Origin of the sequence: Pseudomonas rhizophila, from assembly GCF_003033885.1 — a bacterium.
In the GTDB taxonomy this organism is placed as follows: domain Bacteria; phylum Pseudomonadota; class Gammaproteobacteria; order Pseudomonadales; family Pseudomonadaceae; genus Aquipseudomonas; species Aquipseudomonas rhizophila.
Genome location: NZ_CP024081.1, coordinates 4,392,132 through 4,411,368, shown reverse-complemented (window position 1 = coordinate 4,411,368; position 19,237 = coordinate 4,392,132). Strand labels below are relative to the sequence as shown.

Sequence of the window (19,237 nt, the reverse complement as noted above, 5' to 3'; positions counted from 1 at the left end):
AATGGATCTGTTGTTACTCATGGCTAAACGCTCCTGGCGCGCACTGCTGGTGGCGACCCTGACGGGGTTGATCTGCGGCCTCGCGGCTGCCGGCCTGATCGCCAACATCAACCACAGCCTGGAGGTGTTCGACAAGCTGCGCCCGGTGGATGGCCTGCTCTTCGCTGGCCTGGTGGTGTTGGTCGCGGTGTCGCGGATCATCTCCGACATCAGCCTGTTGCGCCTGGGCCAGGCTGCGGTCAACGACATGCGCCTGCACCTGAGCGCCAAGCTGATCGACACGCCCTACGCGCAATTGCAGCGCCTGGGCAAGCATCGCCTGCTGGCGATGCTCACCGACGATACGCAGACCATCAGCCAGGCGGTGGAGTTGGTGCCGATCCTGCTGGTCAACGTCGGGATCATCGCCGCGTGCCTCGGCTACCTGGGTTGGCTCAGCATGCCATTGCTCGGCCTGACGCTGCTGCTGATCGTCCTGGGCAGCCTGAGCTTTCACTGGCCGCAACGTCGGGCGCTGACCTCGATCTCCCGTGCTCGCGAGCTCAAGGACCAGTTGTTCAATCAGTACCGCCTGCTCACCGATGGCAGCAAGGAACTGCAACTCAACCATCCGCGCCGGCAGCACTTCTTCACCCGCCTGCTGATACCGGTGAGCCAGCAATACCGCCGCGATTTTGTACGGGGCATGAGCATCTACGCCCTGGTCCTGAACTGGGGCAATGCGGTGTTCTACATGCTGATCGGTGTGGTGCTGTTCGCCGCGCCGCATTTCATCGACCTGAGCGCGAGCCTGGTCACCGGCTATATCCTGGCGATCCTCTACATGATCACGCCGTTGTCGGAGCTGATGCACGCCTTGCCGACCCTCGGTCGGGCCAGCGTGGCCCTGAACAAGATCCGCGCCCTGGAAGGCGAGATGCAAACCGCCGACGAAACCGTCGAGACGATCTCGCCGACCCAGGTTCGCAGCCTGGTGTGCCGCCAGGTCACCCACACTTACTACCGCGAGCGCGAGGACGGTCACTTCACCCTGGGCCCCATCAACCTCACCCTCAATGCCGGCGAAGTGGTGTTCATCACCGGCGGCAACGGCAGCGGCAAGACCACCCTGGCGCTGTTGCTGACAGGGCTGTACCGGCCGGAAAGCGGCGACGTCATGCTCGACGAACAAGTGTCCTCGAGCAATGACAATCACCATTACCGACAGCACTTCTCAGCGATCTTCACCGACTTCTGCCTGTTCGAAAACCTGTTCGATGGCGACGATCCGCACCTGGTGAAACAGGCACAGGACTACCTGGTGCACCTGCAGCTGGACCACAAGGTGCAAATCGAGGACGGCAAACTGACGACGCTGGCGTTGTCCACCGGGCAACGCAAGCGCCTGGCGCTGCTCAGTGCGTACCTGGATGATCGCCCCTGCTACCTGTTCGACGAATGGGCGGCCGACCAGGACCCGGTGTTCAAGCACTTCTTCTACACCCGGATCCTGCCGGACCTGCGCGAACGCGGCAAACTACTGATCGTCATCTCCCACGACGACGCCTACTTCGGCCTGGCCGACCGGCTGATCCGCATCGAACATGGCAAGCTCAGTGAAGTCGCTCCCCAGGCTGACGCCGTGCCCCTGGCGCAAATGCTGTCCACTTGAGAATGCGCCCACAACTCCAGGGCAACCCCCAACCCAAATGTGTGTGAGCTTGCTCGCGATGAAGTCGACTATTCAGCATTGATGCAAGCTGACCCGCCGCTATCGCGAGCAGGCTCGCTCCCACAAGGACTTGCTGTGCCAGAAACCAGTGGGGTAAGGATTGAACGCGCGCCCAACCCTACTCATAGATGTAATGCAAATAGCTCACCTGCTCCGCCAGCGGCAGACGGTGCAGCTTGGGGCAGGATTCGCAGAGCACCGGCGGTTGGCCTTCGACCGGCTCGTGCAGTTGGTAATGCAGGCAACAATGCCGGCGCAATGGCAAGCACGGGCAAATCTGCGGCGCCGGTGATTCGACCATGCGTTGCAGGCCTCGCAGCTTCAAGCGTCCGTTGTTCACCGTGACCTGCTCCAGCCACTGGTGCGCCTCGGCAAAACCGTCTTTGGACAGGTCAGGGTCCATTCTGGCAAAGGCACCGTCCCAGATAGCAACGAAGTTGCCCCACAATATTTTCGGGGCCAGGCCACCGGCGGTGGCCAATGTGCTGAACAGCGGCGCCAGGTGCTCGTGGATCAACCGCGACCAGTACACCGCACGGCCATCCGCGTCCAAGGCTGACAGTCCGGCGGCCAGGCCCAGCGCCGCAGGTTGGCCGTCGTCGTGCAACAGCAATGCGTCCTCGCCCCAGAACTCGATCGCGCAGCGACGCGTCAGCACACAGGCCAGGGTGGCCGGCAGGACGATACTCATGTAGTTCATCGACCACTGCGAAACCACGGCGGCGCGGTTCACCCCTGGGTAACGCAAGGCAAACCGGGTCAGCAAGGGTTGCAGTACGCCAGGGTCGGCAAGCTGGCTCAACGCGATGGCAGGCTGATCACCAGGTTCCTGCCGAATGACCCGCTGTATCGGCGGCCAGGCCTGGTTAAGCCATTCTGGAAATTCGATAACGGGGCTCCCGTGGCTTTCCCTAATTAATGCAAACGATTAGCATTGGCTGATCCTATCCTCCCTCCCCTGCAAACTCAACGTCGTTAGCGACCAGGCTCACCAAGACCACATGCACACACTCCGCAATTTCTGGCGTCTCGCGCGGCCTTTCTGGGCATCCGAGGAAAAGTACCCGGCCCTGTTGCTGCTGTTGGCCACCGTGCTGATGACCCTGTGCCTGGTCGGGGTCAACATCCTCACCAACTTCTGGAACCTGCATTTCTATAATGCCTTGCAGGCCCTGGACTACCACGGTTTCCTGATCGGCAGCCTGCAGTTCATCCTGCTGCAGATCGGCACGGCCGCCTTCACCGTGGGCGCGTTCCACTTCCAGCAGAAGCTGACCATCCGCTGGCGGCGCTGGGCGACCCGCAACATGCTTGATCAATGGCTGGACAGCCAGCGCTACCAGAAGCTGAAGCTGACAGAAACCGAGGTCGACAACCCCGATCAGCGGATCGCCGAAGACATCGACCTGTTCATCGTCAAGTCGCTCAAATTGAGCCTGGGCCTGTTGACTTCGGTGGTGTCGCTGTTTTCCTTCCTGCATATCCTCTGGCAGGCCTCAAGCCTGGTCAGCGTGCCGTTCAACGACCAGTCCATCATCATTCCGGGACTGCTGGTGTGGATCGCCCTGGTGTATGCGCTCCTGGGCACCGGCCTGGCCTTCTGGCTGGGACGCGCGCTGCCCAGCCTGAATTTCATGCAGCAGCGACGTGAAGCGGATTTTCGTTTCTCGCTCATCCGCCTGCGGGAGAACGCTGACTCGGTAGCGCAATACCGCGGCGAAGTCGTAGAGAACGAACGCTTCAACCACCGCCTGGAGGCGGCGCTGGAAAACTTCTGGGCGCTGGTGAAAAAACAGAAGCTGATCATGGGCTACTCGACCTTCTACTTGCGCAGCGCGACGGTCATCCCGATGTTCATCATGGCGCCACAGTTCTTTGCCGGCGCCTTTCCCCTCGGCCGCCTGACACAGATAAGCGCGGCCTTCGGCGAAGTGCACGCCGCCATCGCCTACCTGGTGAGCGTGTTCCCGGAGCTGTCGGAATGGAAGTCGGTGATTGACCGCTTGATCGGCTTCCAGGAGCGCCTGGATAACGTTGAGGTCAAGTCCCAGGTCAGGCTCGAACAACAGGCCCACGGTCTCGATATCAAGGACCTGGACATCTGGCTGCCGAACGGCCGGCCGTTGTTCAAAGACTTCAATCTGTCGCTCAAGCCCGGTGACAGCCTGATGATCCGCGCGCCGTCCGGCTACGGCAAATCAACGCTGATCCGCACGATTACCGGGCTTTGGCATCACGCTCGCGGCTCAAGCTGTTATGACCGTGAGCGTGCCCTGACGCTTGCGCAGAAACCCTACCTGCCGTTGGGCAGTCTGCGTGAAGCGCTGTGGTACCCCAACCCACCCCGTCGCGAAGAAGATGCCGCGCTGCGCCAGGCCATGGAGCAAGTTGGCCTGCAGCACCTGAGCGATCTGTTGGAGCAAGAGCGGGACTGGGCGCAGACCCTCAGCGTCGGCGAACAGCAACGCTGTGCGTTCGTCAGGGCCCTGCTGGCCCGCCCGACGGTGCTGTTCCTCGACGAGAGCAGTTCGGCACTGGATTCAACCAACGAGGCGCGCTGCTATCAACTGCTCAAAGAGACGCTGCCAGAAACGATCCTGATCAGCGTCGGCCACAATGCTTCGCTTGAGCGCTTCCATTGGCAGGTCCTGGAGCTGCAAAGCGAAGCACGATGGGTGCATCGGAAGGTGAAGCAACCGGTGTGAGTTCGCCGTCTCTATTTAGCATCCCAACGACGAAACAGGACGCTGGCGTTAACGCCGCCGAACCCGAATCCATTTGAGAGCGCATGGGTGATCGACATCTTCCGGGCATTCAGGGCGACCAGATCGAGCCCTTCTGCGGCTTCATCGGGATGAAGCAGGTTCAGCGTCGGCGGTACGACCTGATCACGCAGCGCGAGCACGGTGAAGATCGCTTCAATGCCCCCCGCCGCCCCCAGAAGGTGCCCGGTGGCGGACTTGGTCGAGGTGATAGCCACGCCAGAGTCAGCCCCGAACACCGAGCGAATCGCTGCCAACTCCCCGTTATCGCCCACCTGTGTGGAGGTCGCGTGGGCATTGATATGCTGCACGTCCGCAGGGCTGACCCCCGCCTGGCGCAGAGCCTGCTGCATGGCGCGCCGTGCGCCGCTGCCGTCTTCCGGGCCTGCGGTCAGGTGATAGGCATCGGCGCTGGTGCCATAGCCGACCAGTTCGGCCAGGGGCTTGGCACCACGGGCCAGGGCATGCTCCAGCGACTCGATCACCAGCAGCCCGGCCCCTTCGGCCATGACGAAACCGTCACGGTCGCGATCAAAGGGACGCGAGGCCTCCTGAGGGTGCTCGGCAAAGCCCGTGGACAGTGCGCGGGCGGCGGCAAAACAGCCCAGGGTCACACGGTCTATCGCCGCTTCAGTACCGCCACATATGGCGATATCCGCCTCACCGCTTCTGATGAGCCTGGCCGCATCTCCAATGGCTTGCACCCCGGCGGCACAAGCCGTTACAGGCGCACCGAGAGGCCCCTTGAGCGCATGCCGGATGGAAACGTGCCCGGCCGCCATGTTGGCGAGAAAGGCCGGCGCGGTGAATGGCGACAAGCGGCGCGGGCCACGCGCATCGGTGGTGCGTACAGCGTCGGCAATTGCGCCAAAGCCACCGACGCCCGATGAAATGATTGTCGCGGTGCGTTCCTGGTCTGAGGCTTGCGTCGGATGCCAGCCTGCCTGCGCCAGGGCTTCATCGGCAGCAACGAGGGCGAACTCGATGAAACGGTCCATCTTCTTGCGATCCTTGACCGAGATGAAGCGCTCGGGGTCATACCCCGCAACGGCATCCTCTTGCAGAGACGGCACCTGACCGCCCACCGCAACGCCGGTACCCTCGGTGATATCGCCAGACAGGTTACGGATACCGGAACGTCCTGCCAGCAACCTCAGCCAGACTTCTTCCACTGCACAACCCAGGGGGCTGACAATGCCCATGCCTGTGACGACGATTCGCTTTTGACCTTCGGCAGTCATCATAAAAACCTCTTCATTTTTCAGTCGACATCCACTGACAGCAGCATGCGTTTGCTGACTTACGCCAGCCTCGCCGTTTCAGTTTGGACCTGTTTGTCAGGATGGATCTTGAACCAGATGGAATACATCGCCGGCAGAAATACCAGCGTCATGATGGTGCCGACGAAGGTCCCTCCGATCAGCGTGTAGGCCAGCGTCCCCCAGAAGACGGAGTGTGTCAGGGGGATGAATGCCAGGATGGCCGCCAGCGCCGTCAGCAGCACCGGCCGGGCCCGTTGCACGGTGGCCTCGATCACCGCGTGGAACGGGTCCAGCCCTTCTTGCGCGTTGTGGTGGATTTGCCCAATCAAAATCAGCGTATTGCGCATCAAAATACCCGAGAGCGCGATCAGGCCGACCAGGGCGTTGATTCCAAACGGCTGCTGGAAGATCAGCAAGGTCGGCACCACGCCAATCAATCCCAGCGGCGCGGTGAAGAACACCATGACCATCGCCGAGATCGAGCGTACCTGGAGGATGATGATCAGCAGCGTCAGGGCAACCATGATCGGCAGCAGCGGCACGATCGCCTGGCCGGCCTTGCCCGACTCCTCGATGGCCCCCGCCTGCTCGATCCGGTACCCGTCAGGAAGGGTGTCCATGATCGGCTGCAGTTGTTTGAGGATTGCGCTCGATACGTCCGGTGGCTGCAAGCCTTCGGCAATGTCGCCGCGCACGGTAATGGTCGGCGTGCGATCACGCCGCCGCAGGATTGGGTCCTCCATGCGCACATCCACCTCGCCGACCTGGGACAGCGGAATACGCTGTCCCGCCGTGCCCACCAGGGTAAAACCTTCGATCTTGGCGGGATCGAGTCGAATATCACCTGCGGCGCGACCAACCACTTGCACCGAACGGATGTCCTCGCGAACCGCCGTAATCGGCACCCCCGTGAGCAGGAACTGCAACTGCTGGGCGACGGCATTCGAGGTCAGGCCCACCGCCTGCAAACGATCTTGATCAAGACTGAAATGCAGCGTCGGCGTCAGTGGCCCCCAGTCGGTATTGACGGTCCGCATCATCGGGCTCGCTTGCATGACGTCCTGTACCCGACCGGCGATCTCGCGCAACGTTGACGGATCGGGGCCCATCACCCGGTAAGCCACGGGGAATGGCGAATACGGACCAAACACCAGTTGAGTCACCCGCACCCGCGCCTGCGGGGCAAGCCCTTCGGCGACCGCTTCGCGAAGACGGAACTTGAGGGTTTCACGGGCCTCCTGGCTGGTCGTCAGCACCACAATCTTGGCGAAGGACGGGTCAGGGAGTTCCGGCGCCATCGCCAGGTAGAAGCGTGGCGCACCTTGACCGATATAGGCGGTGACGATTTTCGCCTCATCCTGCTTTTGCAACCAGGCCTCGACCTTGGCCGTGGCGGCACTGGTCTGCTCGATGGAGGTTCCATAGGGCATCTGCACCTCGACCAATACCTCGGGACGGTCTGAGGTCGGGAAGAATTGCTTCTTGACCAGGCTCATGCCGAGAATCGCCACGACAAATGTCGCGACCACGGTGCCGGCCACCCACCATTTGCGCGCGATGACGCGGGTCAGGAGCTGGCGAAAGCGATTGTAATGACGCGTGTTGTAGATAGCCGCGTGACCGCCCTCGACCGGCTTGATATCCGGCAATAGCTTCACCCCAAGATAAGGGGTAAAAGCCACCGCGACGACCCAGGAGGCGATCAGGGCAATGCCGACGATCCAGAACATGTTGCTGGTGTATTCGCCGGCGGTCGATTGCGCAAAGCCGTTGGGCATGAAGCCAATCGCCGTCACCAGCGTACCGGACAGCATCGGCGCGGCGGTGTGGCTCCAGGCATACGCGGACGCTTTGATCCGGTCGTAGCCCTCCTCCATCTTTACCACCATCATTTCGATCGCGATGATCGCGTCGTCCACCAACAGCCCAAGCGCCAGGATCAGCGAACCCAGGGTAATCCGGTCGAAGTTCTTTCCGGTGGCCGCCATCACCACAAACACTATCGCCAGCGTCAACGGTACGGCGGCTGCGACCACAACGCCTACACGCCAGCCCATGCTGAGAAAGCAAACGAGCATGACAACCAGCAGCGCGACAAAAAACTTGACCATGAACTCACCGACGGCCGAGTCGATGTTCACGGCTTGATCGGTGACCTTGGTCAGCGTCATGCCCAGTGGCATGCCTTCATTGATCTTGGTCGTCTCGGCGTCCAGTGCCTTGCCCAGGTCCAGGCCGTTCCAGCCCTCGCGCATTATGATCCCCAGCAGCAGCGCCTCTTCGCCGTTATTGCGAACCAGGAAAGTGGCCGGATCTTCATATCCGCGCTCGACTGTCGCGACGTCCGAGAGCTTCAGCGTGCGCCCCTGGATCGCAAGCGGTGTGTCGCGAATTTTCGCCAATTTATCGAAGGCACCGTCCACCCGCAGGACGACTTGCGGCCCTTTGGTTTCGATCGAGCCAGCAGGCGTGAGCAGATTCTGGCTGTTCAGCGCGGCGAAGATATCCTGGGGCGAGACGCCCAAGGTCGCCAGTCGATCATGGGAGAACGACACAAAGATTCGCTCGGGCTGCTCACCGATGATGTTGACCTTCTTCACGCCCGCCACATGCAACAGGCGCTGGCGCAACGCTTCGGCATCTCGCACCAGCAGGCGCTGCGGTTCGCCTTTGGCCTTCAGGGCGAACAGCGCGAAGGTAACGTCCGAATACTCGTCATTGACCATCGGCCCAATGACGCCCGCCGGCAGCCGAGTGGCCTCATCGTCGAGTTTCTTGCGCGCCTGATAGAACTCCTCCTGCACTTGCGAGGGTGGCGTGCGATCGACCAGCGAGACCATGGTGAAAGCCAGACCTGGACGGGTGTAGGTTTCCGTGCGGTCGTACCACTTCAGTTCTTGCAGGCGCTTTTCCAGCGGCTCGGCGACTTGGTCCTGCATCTCCTGGGCAGTCGCGCCCGGCCATGCAGTGATGACGGTCAACTGCTTGACCGTAAACGGCGGGTCCTCGGCACGCCCCAACTGGAAGAACGCCAAGGTACCCGCGACGGCAATCAGAAAGATCAGGAACACGGTAATGGAGCGCTCGCGAACGGCGAGTGCCGATAAATTGAGACTCATTGACGGCCCCCGGCAACCTTCACGTCACCCTGTGGGCTCAGTCGCACTTCCTCGCCATCGCGCAGTAGATGCGCGCCCAGCGCGACAATGCGCTCGCCAACCTTGAGCTCACCTGCAACTCGGGCAGCGTCGTCACTCAAGCCCAGGACCTGAACAGGCCGCCAGCTGACTTTCGCCGGTTCGCCGGCAATGACCCACACACCGGTTCCCTTGCCCGGGTCATAGAGGGCAGCGATCGGAACTTGCAGGACCGGCCCTTGCGCGGCGTCTTCGGCGATCCGAAGGGTGACGGTCGAACCCAGCGGCGCATTGGCCAGCCCGCCCGCCAATACATACCGCGCCTCAAAGGTGCGTGTCACAGGGTCAGCCGAATCCGACAGCAGCCTCAGCTTGGCAGTGACAGCAGCCGAGGTGTTGCCGTAAAGCGTCGCCTGAGCGGTGGACCCTGCGGCCGGACGCAAGGTTTCTGGCAATTGCACGATGGCTTCGCGCTGACCGGCCCGTGCCAGTCGAACCACCGGCTGCCCAGGGCTGACCACCTGCCCGGGTTCGGCGAGCGTCTCCATGACAACGCCATCGGCGTCTGCCAGCAGTACGGCATAGCCCGACGCATTCCGGGCCACGTCAGCCTGAGCTTGCGCGGCGCTGAGTTGTGCCTTCGTGGTATCGGCTGCGGCTTTGATCTGATCGTAGCCCGATGCGGAAATGGCGCCTGCGGCCACCAGCTCACGATAACGAGCCTCGTCATCTGCGGTCTGTTTGGCACGGGCTTTGGCGGCAGTGACCGCTTCTTGCTGCGCTCGTGCTTGCAAGCCTAAGTCGATGGGATCCAGACGCATGAGCGGCTGACCACGCTTGACGGTCTGCCCGGTATCGACCAGACGCTCAAGCACTTTGCCCGACACTCGGAAACCCAAGTCACTCTGGACGCGAGCCGCCACGACTCCGGTGAATGAACGCCAGAGGCCGGACGAATCCTGAACTTCAGAGACCCTCACCAAAGGAGCGAGCGTGCGCGGATCTTGGACGGTGGAAGAGTCGCCACACGCCGTCAGGACGAGAGGCAACAAGCAAGCGGCAAGGGTGACAGGTCGAAGCCGGCGCATAGATTCCCTACTTGAAGAATAGAAACAGGTGTCACATTCTCTGGCTTGTGACCATTACTGTCAATGGTCACAACTATTGCGACCAGAGACTAAATTACAATTTTCTCAACACTTATTGCGACCATAGCCCCCAGCGAGAGCACCCACCCATGAGGAGTTCATTGACAGAAAGTGACCAATATATAATATGGTCACACATCAATCTCCACTTCAGGAATCTCCATGTCGCCACTCCACCCCGCTGCTCTGATACTGAGTGCCAGCTTGATGGCAGGCTGCGCCGTTGGTCCGGACTATCACCGTCCGGACACTGCGCTATCGGACCGTTTCCTCGGTCAGCCCTCTGTCGAACAGCGGCCCGCGACGATGCCGGCCAGTCTCGTAGCTTGGTGGGAAGGCTTTGATGACCCAGCGCTGACCGAATTCGTCGCCAAGGCACTTGAGCAGAACCTGGACCTGGCGCAGGCCTCGGCGCGCGTCGCGCAGGCGCGGGCCGGCCTGGGTGCGGCCGATGCTGCTTTGCTGCCCTCGGGCAATATCAGCGGCCAGGCCGCGCGCGCCTATCAGTCAGTCGAAATCCCACTCGGCCAGGTGCTGAATTCAACGCCTGGCTATGATCGGTATGGAAGCGCTTACGAACTCAACCTCGGGGCCAGCTGGGAGGTCGATTTGTTTGGCAGCCTGCGCCGGTCACGCGAGGCCGCCCTGGCCGAATACCAGGCGTCCGCAGCGGGCGCCACGGCCACCCGCCTGGCCGTCGCTGCGCAGACCGCCGACATCTACATCACTGTCCGCGGATTGCAGACCCGTTTGGGCATTGCGAACCAACAGGTCAAAACGCAACAGGAACTGCTGGAGAAGGTCCAACTGCTCTACAGCAAGGGCCTCGCCGCCAGCTATCAGGTTCGCCAGACCGAGGGCGCCTTGGCACAGGTCCAAGCGACAGTGCCGGTCCTGCAAATTGGCCTGGATGCTGCGATGAACGCACTGGACATCATGCTCGGCACGCCGCCCGGCACGCATCGCACACAACTGGCCAATGCGCGAAGCATTCCTCTGGCACCCCAGATAACCGCCATGGGAACGCCTGCCGATCTGCTGCGCCGCCGGCCCGATCTCATCGTGGCCGAGCGCCGTCTAGCGGCCTCCAATGCACGCATCGCAGAGGCCGTTGCTGAGTACTATCCAAAATTCTCCCTCAGCGCGCTGCTCGGTAGCGCCACCGCCGTATCCGCCGGCAACCTTTTTACCGGCGGCGCCAGCCAGTCGGCGGGTGTATTGGGACTGCGCTGGAGGCTCTTCGACTTTGGCCGTATCAACGCACAGATCGATCAAGCCAAGGGGCAGGAAGCCGAGGCCCTGGCCGCTTATCGCCAGTCCGCGCTGCGCGCCAGCGAGGATGTCGAGAACGCGTTCTCCTCGTTGGTCAATCGCGAAGCCCAGGCAACCACCCTCACCGCAGCAGAGACAGCTCTGACTCAGGCTCGTCAATCCTCGTTCATTGCCTATGAGAAAGGCACTGCCAGCCTCATCGACGTCCTGCAAGCCGACGAAACACTGCTGCGAGCTTCCGATGCCCGAGCGCAAGCGCGAACCGAATCGGCACGAGCGGCGGTCGCCGCGTTCAGGGCACTGGGTGGTGGCTGGCAGCCTGCTCACGCCGAGCCTGTGGCAAGTCGATGACGTAACCAGGTGACGTGGCACCACCTGCGCGCCCTCCTCCTTCAGCTAAAACCAGCAGAGAACAGCAATATGAAAACGAACGATAACTCTTGGGTGCTCATCACGGGCGCGTCGAGCGGATTTGGCGAGGAGTTTGCCCGGCAGTACGCAGCACAAGGGAAATCGCTGGTCCTGGTAGCACGCCGATTGGATAAACTTCAGGCGCTGTCGGCGCAGTTGCGCGAACGCTTCGGCGTTGAGGTGCTCGTCGAGCAAGTCGACCTGTCCTCGATTCCGGCGATCATCGAACTGTATCAGCGACTGAGCGAGCGCGGTGTCGTGATCGATGTGCTCATCAACAATGCCGGTCATGGCTTGCAAGGGCCCTTTCTGGATCAATCCGTGGAACAATCCCTGGCCATGATCGATTTGGACATCGCCAGCCTGACAGCCCTGACGCGCCTCTTCGCGACTGACATGCGGGCCCGAAAACGCGGACATATCCTGATGGTTGCCAGCCTGCTGGCCTTCCAGGGCGTGAAGAATTTCGCCGTTTACTCTGCCGCAAAGGCCTATGTGCTTCGTTTCTCTGACGCGCTTCATCGTGAACTCAAAACCGACGGCGTCGTCGTGACCGCACTTTGCCCCGGGATGTCGGACACCGGATTTGCACAAAGCGCCAGGCAAAAGCTCACACCGGCCCTGAAAATGGTGATGATGCAGCCCCAGCCCGTTGTCGCTGCGGGAATCCGTGCGCTGCAAGCCGGACGCATGAGTGTCGTGCCAGGCTTTGGCAACAAAGCGATTACGGTCTTGACCTGGGCCACGCCTCGCCGGTTTCACCAAGGCATCATGGCGCACGTCATGGGCGTCTGAGTGGGCGAGGTGAAGGCCTTCCCGAAGGGAAAGGAATGCCTACAAAAAGGCCGGAGGCAACCTGTGCCCCGGCCTTTTCGTTATCGTAAAGCGGCAATCAATCAGAAGCGATAGCTGACAGAAGCACCGAGGCCGCTGGCACTGTTCTTATACGTGGAGCTGTAGGCGCCCCGGGTCGCTGAGGTGTGATTGACCTGCACGCTCTCTTCCCACAGATAAGAATAGGCAACGTCGATCGTGACATCGTCCACCGGCGTCCAGCCTGCACCGAAGCTGATCACCGTCCGGTCGCCCGTAGGAATACGTGGCCCGCGGTCGGTGTTGTTGGCGGGCGACTGGTCGACCGACAAGCCTGCGCGAAGCACCCACTGGTTGTTCAACCGGTACGCCGTACCGATGGCGTGGGCCCACGTGTCATGCCAGTTCTGCTCTTCGGCAACGGTGCCCAGCGAGCCACTGAGCAAAGGAGGCAAACCCGAGTTCTGGATGACCAGTTCCTTGAAGCGACTCCAGCGTGTCCAGGTGGTCCCTGCATAAAGCGTCCAGTCATCGTTGAGCTGATGAGTCACCGAGAAGTCCACCGACTCCGGTGTATCCACATCCAGCGAAGCGTCATAGCTCTGGCCGCTGACGCCCAGCAAGCTGAAGACTCCACCAGTAACCTTAGTCTTGGCGTCCAAGTGGTAACTGACTTTGGAGTGGTACGTCAGACCTAAACGGGTTCGGTCAGTAGCCTGCACCAGGATCCCCGCGTTGAAACCCAGGGCCGTGTCGTCGCCGGTGCTTTTGAGTTTTCCATCATTGCGCCCAGGGCTGAGAGGGTTGGGCACCATCCCGGACAACTCACCGCTGATACGGTTGATGGTAGGACCGAACCCGATCGACACTTTGTCGTTAAAGGCATAGCTTACAGTGGGCTGGAACGTAAGGGTCGTGACCTCGCTTTTGTTGGCGTAATAACGCCCGGCGAAACCGCTGCCATAGTCGGTAATCAGGCCGAAAGGAACATAAAAACCAACACCGAACGCCCAGTGCTCATCAATGGGTTTGACGTAGTAACCCATCGGCACCGTGGTCGCTGGCACCATATCGCCGTCCTGCTGGCCACCGAAGGTGCTGCGAGTCTGGCTGATGTCGGACTTGGCGAAAAGCGTCGCCGCCCCCAGACTGACCTGCTCCCTCTTCAAGCGAGACATGCCCGCCGGATTGCCAAAAACGGTGCTCGCATCTTCAGCAGAAGACGAGCGACCGGCAAACCCGGATCCCATCCCACTGATGCTTTGCTCATTGAGCGCGAAACCGCTCGCCAGCACATGAGAAGTGGCGAGCGCAACAGCGAGACCTAGCGGGGTCTTGAGCCATATTTTTTTCATTATTAGAACTCTTACAGCAGTAGCTGAGGTGAATGAAGCGGGTGGTTGTGTTATGTGAAAATTGCCACGGTCTGACGCGCCCAAAGCACTCGTCGACCGCTTTCGTCCCAGATTTCCATATCTTGCAATGAGTAACCTTCCAGAGCCTGCTGGCTGAAAGAACTGATGAGAAACCATTCACCAGCAACGGCCGGCTGCGGTAGATCAATCATCCAGGACGCAGAGCTGATGGCGGCGGGCTCGGTGAAGCAGGTCATGGCGGCCGGCGGCAAACTGTCAGCGAGCGCAACCAAGGCGACGGCCGGGTCCACGCCCTGTGCATCCAGGTGGCGCACCCACATCAACAGTTCGGGATTTTCTGCGCCAGATACTGGCAATGAACCGCCCGCCGCGCGCATCTCGAAGTTATGGGCGCAAGCCGGTGCGACGTTGCTATCCAGAACCAGCGTGGAGTATTTGGATGGCCCCTCTACAAGCGGTCTTCCCCAGGAGTTGTGGCTGATTTTGCTTTCGCGCGGCTGAGCGAATAACAGCGTGGTGCGCAGCGCCAGGTCATCGCCCGACATACAGTCGACCGCTACCGAGGTGACTGACCGCCCTTGACGCAACACGCTGGTTTCGAATGTCTGGGCCTGTGTGACAGGGCCAATGAACGACACCTGGGCTGACCTGAACGGCGGGAAATCTGTCGGACACTCACGCAAAACCGCTTGCAGCGACAGCGCCGCAGACAGGCCCCCAAAGACAGTGCGCCCCTGTAGCCAGTTGGGTGGTGCAATAAAAGGTGAGTCTGGATCGAATTGCTGCAGCATCTGGGCAAAGCTGGTCATATCAACGCTCCCCTGAACTGACCCGTCGTGATCCCCACCAAGCAGCACGCAGGCGTCGCCCTCTCCCAATCGAAACGGGTGGATGGAATCGGTGAAGACCTAAGCTGAAGGCGGCGCTGGATCATGGCGATCTCTTGAGAACAGATGCGCCATACTTATTCATGTGACCATTTGTGTCAACAGTCACAATCCAGACAAATAGATACCTTCATTCAGAAGGTAAAATCGCAGGGACCACGCGGGAATAGGTTGCAATGGCAATGCAGCCCTCAGCCGAAACTCAGGGCATGAGGCTACGCAGGATGAGATTGGAGGTGAGCGTTGGGGCATCCTCGATGCGATCGAGGTTGTACTGCAACAGCAAAGGATTGACGAAAGGCTGGAGCGCCAGATGTATCGCGTCTACCGTCTCGTCCAGTGGCGTCCTGCGCTCGAACTCACCGAGTTCTCGCCCCTCTCGTACGATCTGCAGAACAAAGTCTTTGATCCGGGCATTATAAACCTGCGAGCTTGGCCAACGCTCCGAGGCCGAGAACGCGGCGATGTCATAAAGCTTGCGGTCGTTGAAGAACAGGTCCGCGCCCGTGACCATCAGTGTTTTGACCATGCGTCTAAAGCGCTCCGTAGGTGAGAGGCCTTCCACGTTGATGGCCTGCTCCACGGCGGCAACGATTTGCGCCAGACAATTTTTGCAAATGGCTTCGCCGATTGCCTGCTTGGAATCAAAGAACTTGTAGATGTAAGCCTTGGAAAACCCGATGGCCTTGGCCAGGTCGGACACCGTGGTCTTGCCGTAACCGTATTGACTGAAATGCTCATTGGCCGCCGCGACAATCTGGTCTCGGATGTCATGGTCGACTGGGCCACGGACGCTGGGGGATATTGGCTGGTTCATGCGGTCAGCTTACTCACCTCAAAGGCGGTTGACAACTTGTGACCACATTGTAATTAAGTCACATATCTGGCGATTTGGCTGGATAGCCGTTTGCATGTCAGGAGCTGCCATCGGCGCAACTGCCCTGCTGTACTGGGTCTATCTGGGACTCGCTTCCAAATGATTTCCTGACATCTGGTGCTCATCACTGCGTCTGCGGACCATCGAGCGGAACATCAAGGATGAAGGTTGCACCCTGTCCAGCCCCGTCGCTGTGCACGGTCAAGCTGCCCCCCATTTCCTGTGCGGCCAGCGCGCAGCTGTGCAGGCCGAAACCGTGACCGTCTTTGCGAGTAGTGAAGCCATGGGAAAAGAGCCGCGCCAGATGCTCTGGTGCAATCCCATTGCCGTTGTCGGTCACCGTGATACGCAATGCTGGCCCGTCAGCCAGCAAGGCGCTGAACGTGATGCACGGGCTGCGATCGATCACGCCGTTCATTGCTTGTTTGGCATTGCGGATCAGGTTCACCAGAATCAGCAGCATCCGGTGCCGGTCCAGCGGCAGCAAGGGCAAGTCGGCAATGTCCTTGACCACCGTCACCTCCTGGCGCGCCAGTGATCCAGCACTCATGCGCAAGGCATCATCGATCAACTCCGGGACCGGTACTGTCTCGACGATACTGACAGCAACGGCATAGGACTGCTGGGCAGCGACAATGGTTTTGATGTGGTCAATGCCCTTGGTGAGTTGCCCGAGCTCTTCGATAATGCCCTGTTGCTCTATCGCCACCACCTCCGCCAGCTTGAGCAGGTAGCCGGGCAGCATCTTTCCTTTGTGGTCTGTGGTGAGAAAATCGCTCAAGTCATGGACGTGTTCGTTCATCATCTGAGCCACCTTGCCCAGCCCCTGGGCTTTGGAGGTGCGCATCAGGCTGCTGACCAGTTCTGCCGATACGTTCACACTGTTAAGGACGTTGCCGACGTTGTGCAGCACAGTCGTAGCGATTTCGGCCATGCCCGCCTGACGGGATTTTGCATGCAGTTCGGTTTGCACGTGACTCATGCGGAGCGCCGCGCGCACGCGAGCCATGAGCTCCAGCGGCGAGAAGGGTTTGGCGATATAGTCATCGGCGCCACTCTCCAGCCCGGAGACGCAGGCCTCGCTACCGCCACGGGCGGTCACCAGGATCACCGGTAAATGGGCAAAACCGGCGCTGGCTTTGATTCTGGCTGTCAGGCCAAAGCCATCGAGTTTCGGCATCATCACATCCGAAACGACCACATCGATGGGTCGACGCTGCAGGAGTGCCCAGGCCTGCTCGCCATCAACTGCGGTGGCGACGATGTAATCGTTTTGCAAAAGTTCTCTGAGATAGCTGAGCATTTCCGGGCTGTCGTCGACCACCAGCACTCTGGATCGCAAGGCGTGTTCCGGGTGCTGCTCGTCACCTGCGCCTTGCGTCACGACTTGGTCGTTGCGACTGCCTTGGTGGCCGTCGTCGAAACGCAAGTGGCGCTGCTCAATAGTGCTTGTTGTGCTCGATGACGATCGCTCCTGCATATTGCTGGCTTCGCTCGGCACGGTGTTTTGCTCGGCCCCCAGCGGAAGTCGAACAAAGAAGCACGAACCCCGTCCAGGCTCGCTGTTCACGCCCACTTCGCCCCCCATCAGTTCGGCCAGATCCTTGACCAGGGCCAGACCGATGCCTGTGCCGCTGTAGTGGCGCGTGGCGGAGTTGTCGATCTGGGAAAAACGCTGGAACAGCAACGGCAGTTTGTCAGGCGCAATGCCGATCCCCGAGTCTTGCACCGCGAGTTCAAAACGCTCGCCATCAATCAGCGTCACTGCCAGGTGCACGGTGCCGCCAGCGGACGTGAACTTGATAGCATTGCTCACCAGGTTGAGAAGAATCTTCTCGAAGTGTCGGGGGTCCAGGAACACCGTGCCGAGCGCAGGATCGATGCTGCTGGTCAGAGTGCAGCCTTTGCCCTCGGCCACCATGGCGGCATCCTCGGCCAGCACACCCACCATCTTGTTCAAGTCAATTGGCGCCGGACACACCTCAAACTTGCCCGCTTCGGCTTTGGAGAAATCGAGAATGTCATTCACCCGGTTCATCAAGCGCAGTGCGTTGCGTTGGGCGCGGTCGATTTGCACATGCCAGTCCGCCGGCGGGATGGTCGCCGCCGAGAGCTGCTCCAGGGGGGCGAGAATGAGGGTCAGGGGGGTGCGCAGTTCGTGGCTGACCGTGGCGACGAAATCGCTCTTTGCCTGGTTGGCCGTCTCGGCCTGGTTGCGCGCCTGAATGAGCTCGACGGCCTGCGCCTCCAGCACCTCGGTCTGTTGATGCAGCGTGTCGGTCCGTTCGGCGACCATTCTCTCCAAGGAGGCCTGGACTTGCTGTCGTTCGGCTTCAGCCTCAGCCTCCAGCACCCGGATGCGCAGGGCATTCTCCTGGAACACCCGTACGGCGCGGGTCATGATTCCAATCTCGTCGCCGCGTCCGGCGCTGGCGATCTCGGCGTTCAGGTCGCCGGCCGCAAGCCTGCGCATGACCGAGGCCAGGGCCACGATGGGCTGTGCGATAAATCGCGACGTGCTCCAGGCGATGGCGCCGGCTAGCAGGATGGCGACGGTACCTGCAATTATCGTCGCAAGCATGCCGCGATCATTGTGGACCAAGGCGTCGGAGCGCGCCTCTCCAGCGAAGCGCGCAACCAACTGGCCGGCGCTGCGAGCCTCGTCGCGAACCTGATCGCGTGCATCGCTCAAAGCGTTGCTTGCCTGATGGAACCTGGCGAATGCCGCCCGGTAGCCGGCAATCTGATCGCTGACCGTCAGAGGCGTAGCCTTGGCTTGCGGCCCCACGGACGAAGGCAGAACGCGCGCGAGACGGGAAAGTTCATCAAGGATGTGGCCGACAGAGCTGGCGACCTCCGCTGACGGTGACAGGCGAAACGACAGGGTCTGCGCCTCCAGGGTGGCAACACGCTCGGCGAAACGCTTGGACAACGCGGCGGCATTGTGCAGCAAGCCGGTGGCTGCCTGAATGTCGCTTGCATCATGAGCAACGCGCCCATCCACCTCACTCAACATTGCCTCGAGGTGCTCGACCACATCCCCGACGACGGCGAGCTGCCGCAACGCCTCGCCTCCCCGCAACTTGGGCGCCTCGCCAAGGTGCTCTACCGTCACGCAGGTAGCAACGACCGCTGTTGCCAACTGGTCGAGGGGCTCTCTCTCCTGCGGCTCCCCCATCACCTCGCGCAATTGCTCGACCACCGGCGGGAGTGCCGCGCAGGCGTTGCGCGCTGCGGCCGCCCCATCACCGGTCACCAGCATCTTGGCCACATTGGCGATGATGATCCGTTCGCCGTTGCGCAGGATATCCAGGATGCGATGGGCGCCTTCAATGTTGCTCACCTGTGCCTGGTGCTCAGCGGTGCGGGCGTCAAGCCCCTTCAGCCCATCGGCGATGCCCTGTTCGACCAGGATCGTCGCCTCTCGCATCCGACCGTAGTGGGCTGTCATGTTCTCCGTTTCGCCATCCATGGTCAGGGTCGCCGCCCGCAAAGCGGCGATCGCCGCGGCGAGCCTGTCCAGACCGCCCTTGAGCGATTGCGCCTCTGCCACCGCAATGGCGGTAAGGCCGGCAATAGCG

11 protein-coding genes and 3 pseudogenes are annotated in these 19,237 nt (G+C 61.0%); 4 read left to right on the top strand and 10 right to left on the bottom strand.

The genetic code is table 11. The features are described from left to right. Position 1 precedes the first annotated feature (1 nt). Positions 2-1,651 (top strand): cyclic peptide export ABC transporter, encoded by a 1,650-nt coding sequence (locus CRX69_RS20540; protein ID WP_107322732.1) that lies wholly within the window; start codon positions 2-4, stop codon positions 1,649-1,651. A 178-nt stretch (positions 1,652-1,829) separates the two neighbouring features. On the opposite strand, the gene fhuF is transcribed toward CRX69_RS20540, so the two are convergent. Continuing rightward, a complete protein-coding gene (fhuF, locus tag CRX69_RS20535; protein ID WP_107322731.1) occupies positions 1,830-2,513 on the bottom strand; it encodes a siderophore-iron reductase FhuF in 684 nt (227 codons plus the stop codon). A 199-nt stretch (positions 2,514-2,712) separates the two neighbouring features. On the opposite strand from fhuF, the gene CRX69_RS20530 reads away from it, so the two are divergent. Next, positions 2,713-4,416, top strand: coding sequence for an ABC transporter ATP-binding protein/permease (locus tag CRX69_RS20530; RefSeq protein WP_107322730.1), 1,704 nt, complete (start codon positions 2,713-2,715; stop codon positions 4,414-4,416). Between the two features lie 11 nt (positions 4,417-4,427). On the opposite strand, the gene fabF is transcribed toward CRX69_RS20530, so the two are convergent. The 3 genes from fabF to CRX69_RS20515 are packed head-to-tail and all read right to left on the bottom strand — an operon-like array spanning position 4,428 to position 9,960. After that, positions 4,428-5,717, bottom strand: coding sequence for a beta-ketoacyl-ACP synthase II (gene fabF / locus CRX69_RS20525; RefSeq protein WP_107322729.1), 1,290 nt, complete (start codon positions 5,715-5,717; stop codon positions 4,428-4,430). A gap of 56 nt (positions 5,718-5,773) precedes the next feature. Further along, entirely contained in the window at positions 5,774-8,854 is a 3,081-nt protein-coding gene (locus CRX69_RS20520) for an efflux RND transporter permease subunit (protein WP_107322728.1), read from the bottom strand. Next, positions 8,851-9,960 (bottom strand): efflux RND transporter periplasmic adaptor subunit, encoded by a 1,110-nt coding sequence (locus CRX69_RS20515; RefSeq protein WP_107322727.1) that lies wholly within the window; start codon positions 9,958-9,960, stop codon positions 8,851-8,853. Before CRX69_RS20515 ends, CRX69_RS20520 begins: the two co-directional genes overlap by 4 nt. Before the next feature lie 222 nt (positions 9,961-10,182). Here CRX69_RS20515 and CRX69_RS20510 point away from each other — a divergent pair, with 222 nt between their 5' ends. Both CRX69_RS20510 and CRX69_RS20505 read left to right on the top strand, forming a co-directional pair. Further along, positions 10,183-11,643, top strand: coding sequence for an efflux transporter outer membrane subunit (locus CRX69_RS20510; protein WP_107322726.1), 1,461 nt, complete (start codon positions 10,183-10,185; stop codon positions 11,641-11,643). Positions 11,644-11,712: 69 nt separating this feature from the next. Further along, positions 11,713-12,498 carry an SDR family NAD(P)-dependent oxidoreductase gene (locus CRX69_RS20505; protein ID WP_047230133.1) on the top strand — a complete coding sequence of 262 codons (786 nt, stop codon included), beginning with the start codon at positions 11,713-11,715 and terminating at the stop codon, positions 12,496-12,498. 101 nt (positions 12,499-12,599) lie between these two features. Here CRX69_RS20505 and CRX69_RS20500 read toward each other — a convergent pair whose 3' ends face one another. The 6 genes and pseudogenes from CRX69_RS20500 to CRX69_RS28290 all read right to left on the bottom strand — a co-directional run. Further along, positions 12,600-13,871 (bottom strand): OmpP1/FadL family transporter, encoded by a 1,272-nt coding sequence (locus CRX69_RS20500; RefSeq protein ID WP_076384114.1) that lies wholly within the window; start codon positions 13,869-13,871, stop codon positions 12,600-12,602. Positions 13,872-13,921: 50 nt separating this feature from the next. Beyond that, positions 13,922-14,701 carry a thioesterase family protein gene (locus CRX69_RS20495; RefSeq protein ID WP_076384112.1) on the bottom strand — a complete coding sequence of 260 codons (780 nt, stop codon included), beginning with the start codon at positions 14,699-14,701 and terminating at the stop codon, positions 13,922-13,924. Positions 14,702-14,981: 280 nt separating this feature from the next. Beyond that, positions 14,982-15,596: a TetR/AcrR family transcriptional regulator gene (locus CRX69_RS20490; RefSeq protein WP_047230136.1), complete on the bottom strand. Its 615-nt coding sequence runs from the start codon at positions 15,594-15,596 to the stop codon at positions 14,982-14,984. A 184-nt stretch (positions 15,597-15,780) separates the two neighbouring features. Further along, positions 15,781-16,119: pseudogene (locus tag CRX69_RS28300) on the bottom strand (ATP-binding protein); the annotation flags it as partial. 519 nt (positions 16,120-16,638) lie between these two features. Beyond that, positions 16,639-16,974: pseudogene (locus tag CRX69_RS28295) on the bottom strand (response regulator transcription factor); the annotation flags it as partial. 213 nt (positions 16,975-17,187) lie between these two features. Next, positions 17,188-18,237, bottom strand: a pseudogene (locus CRX69_RS28290) (sensor histidine kinase); the annotation flags it as partial. Positions 18,238-19,237: the final 1,000 nt, after the last annotated feature.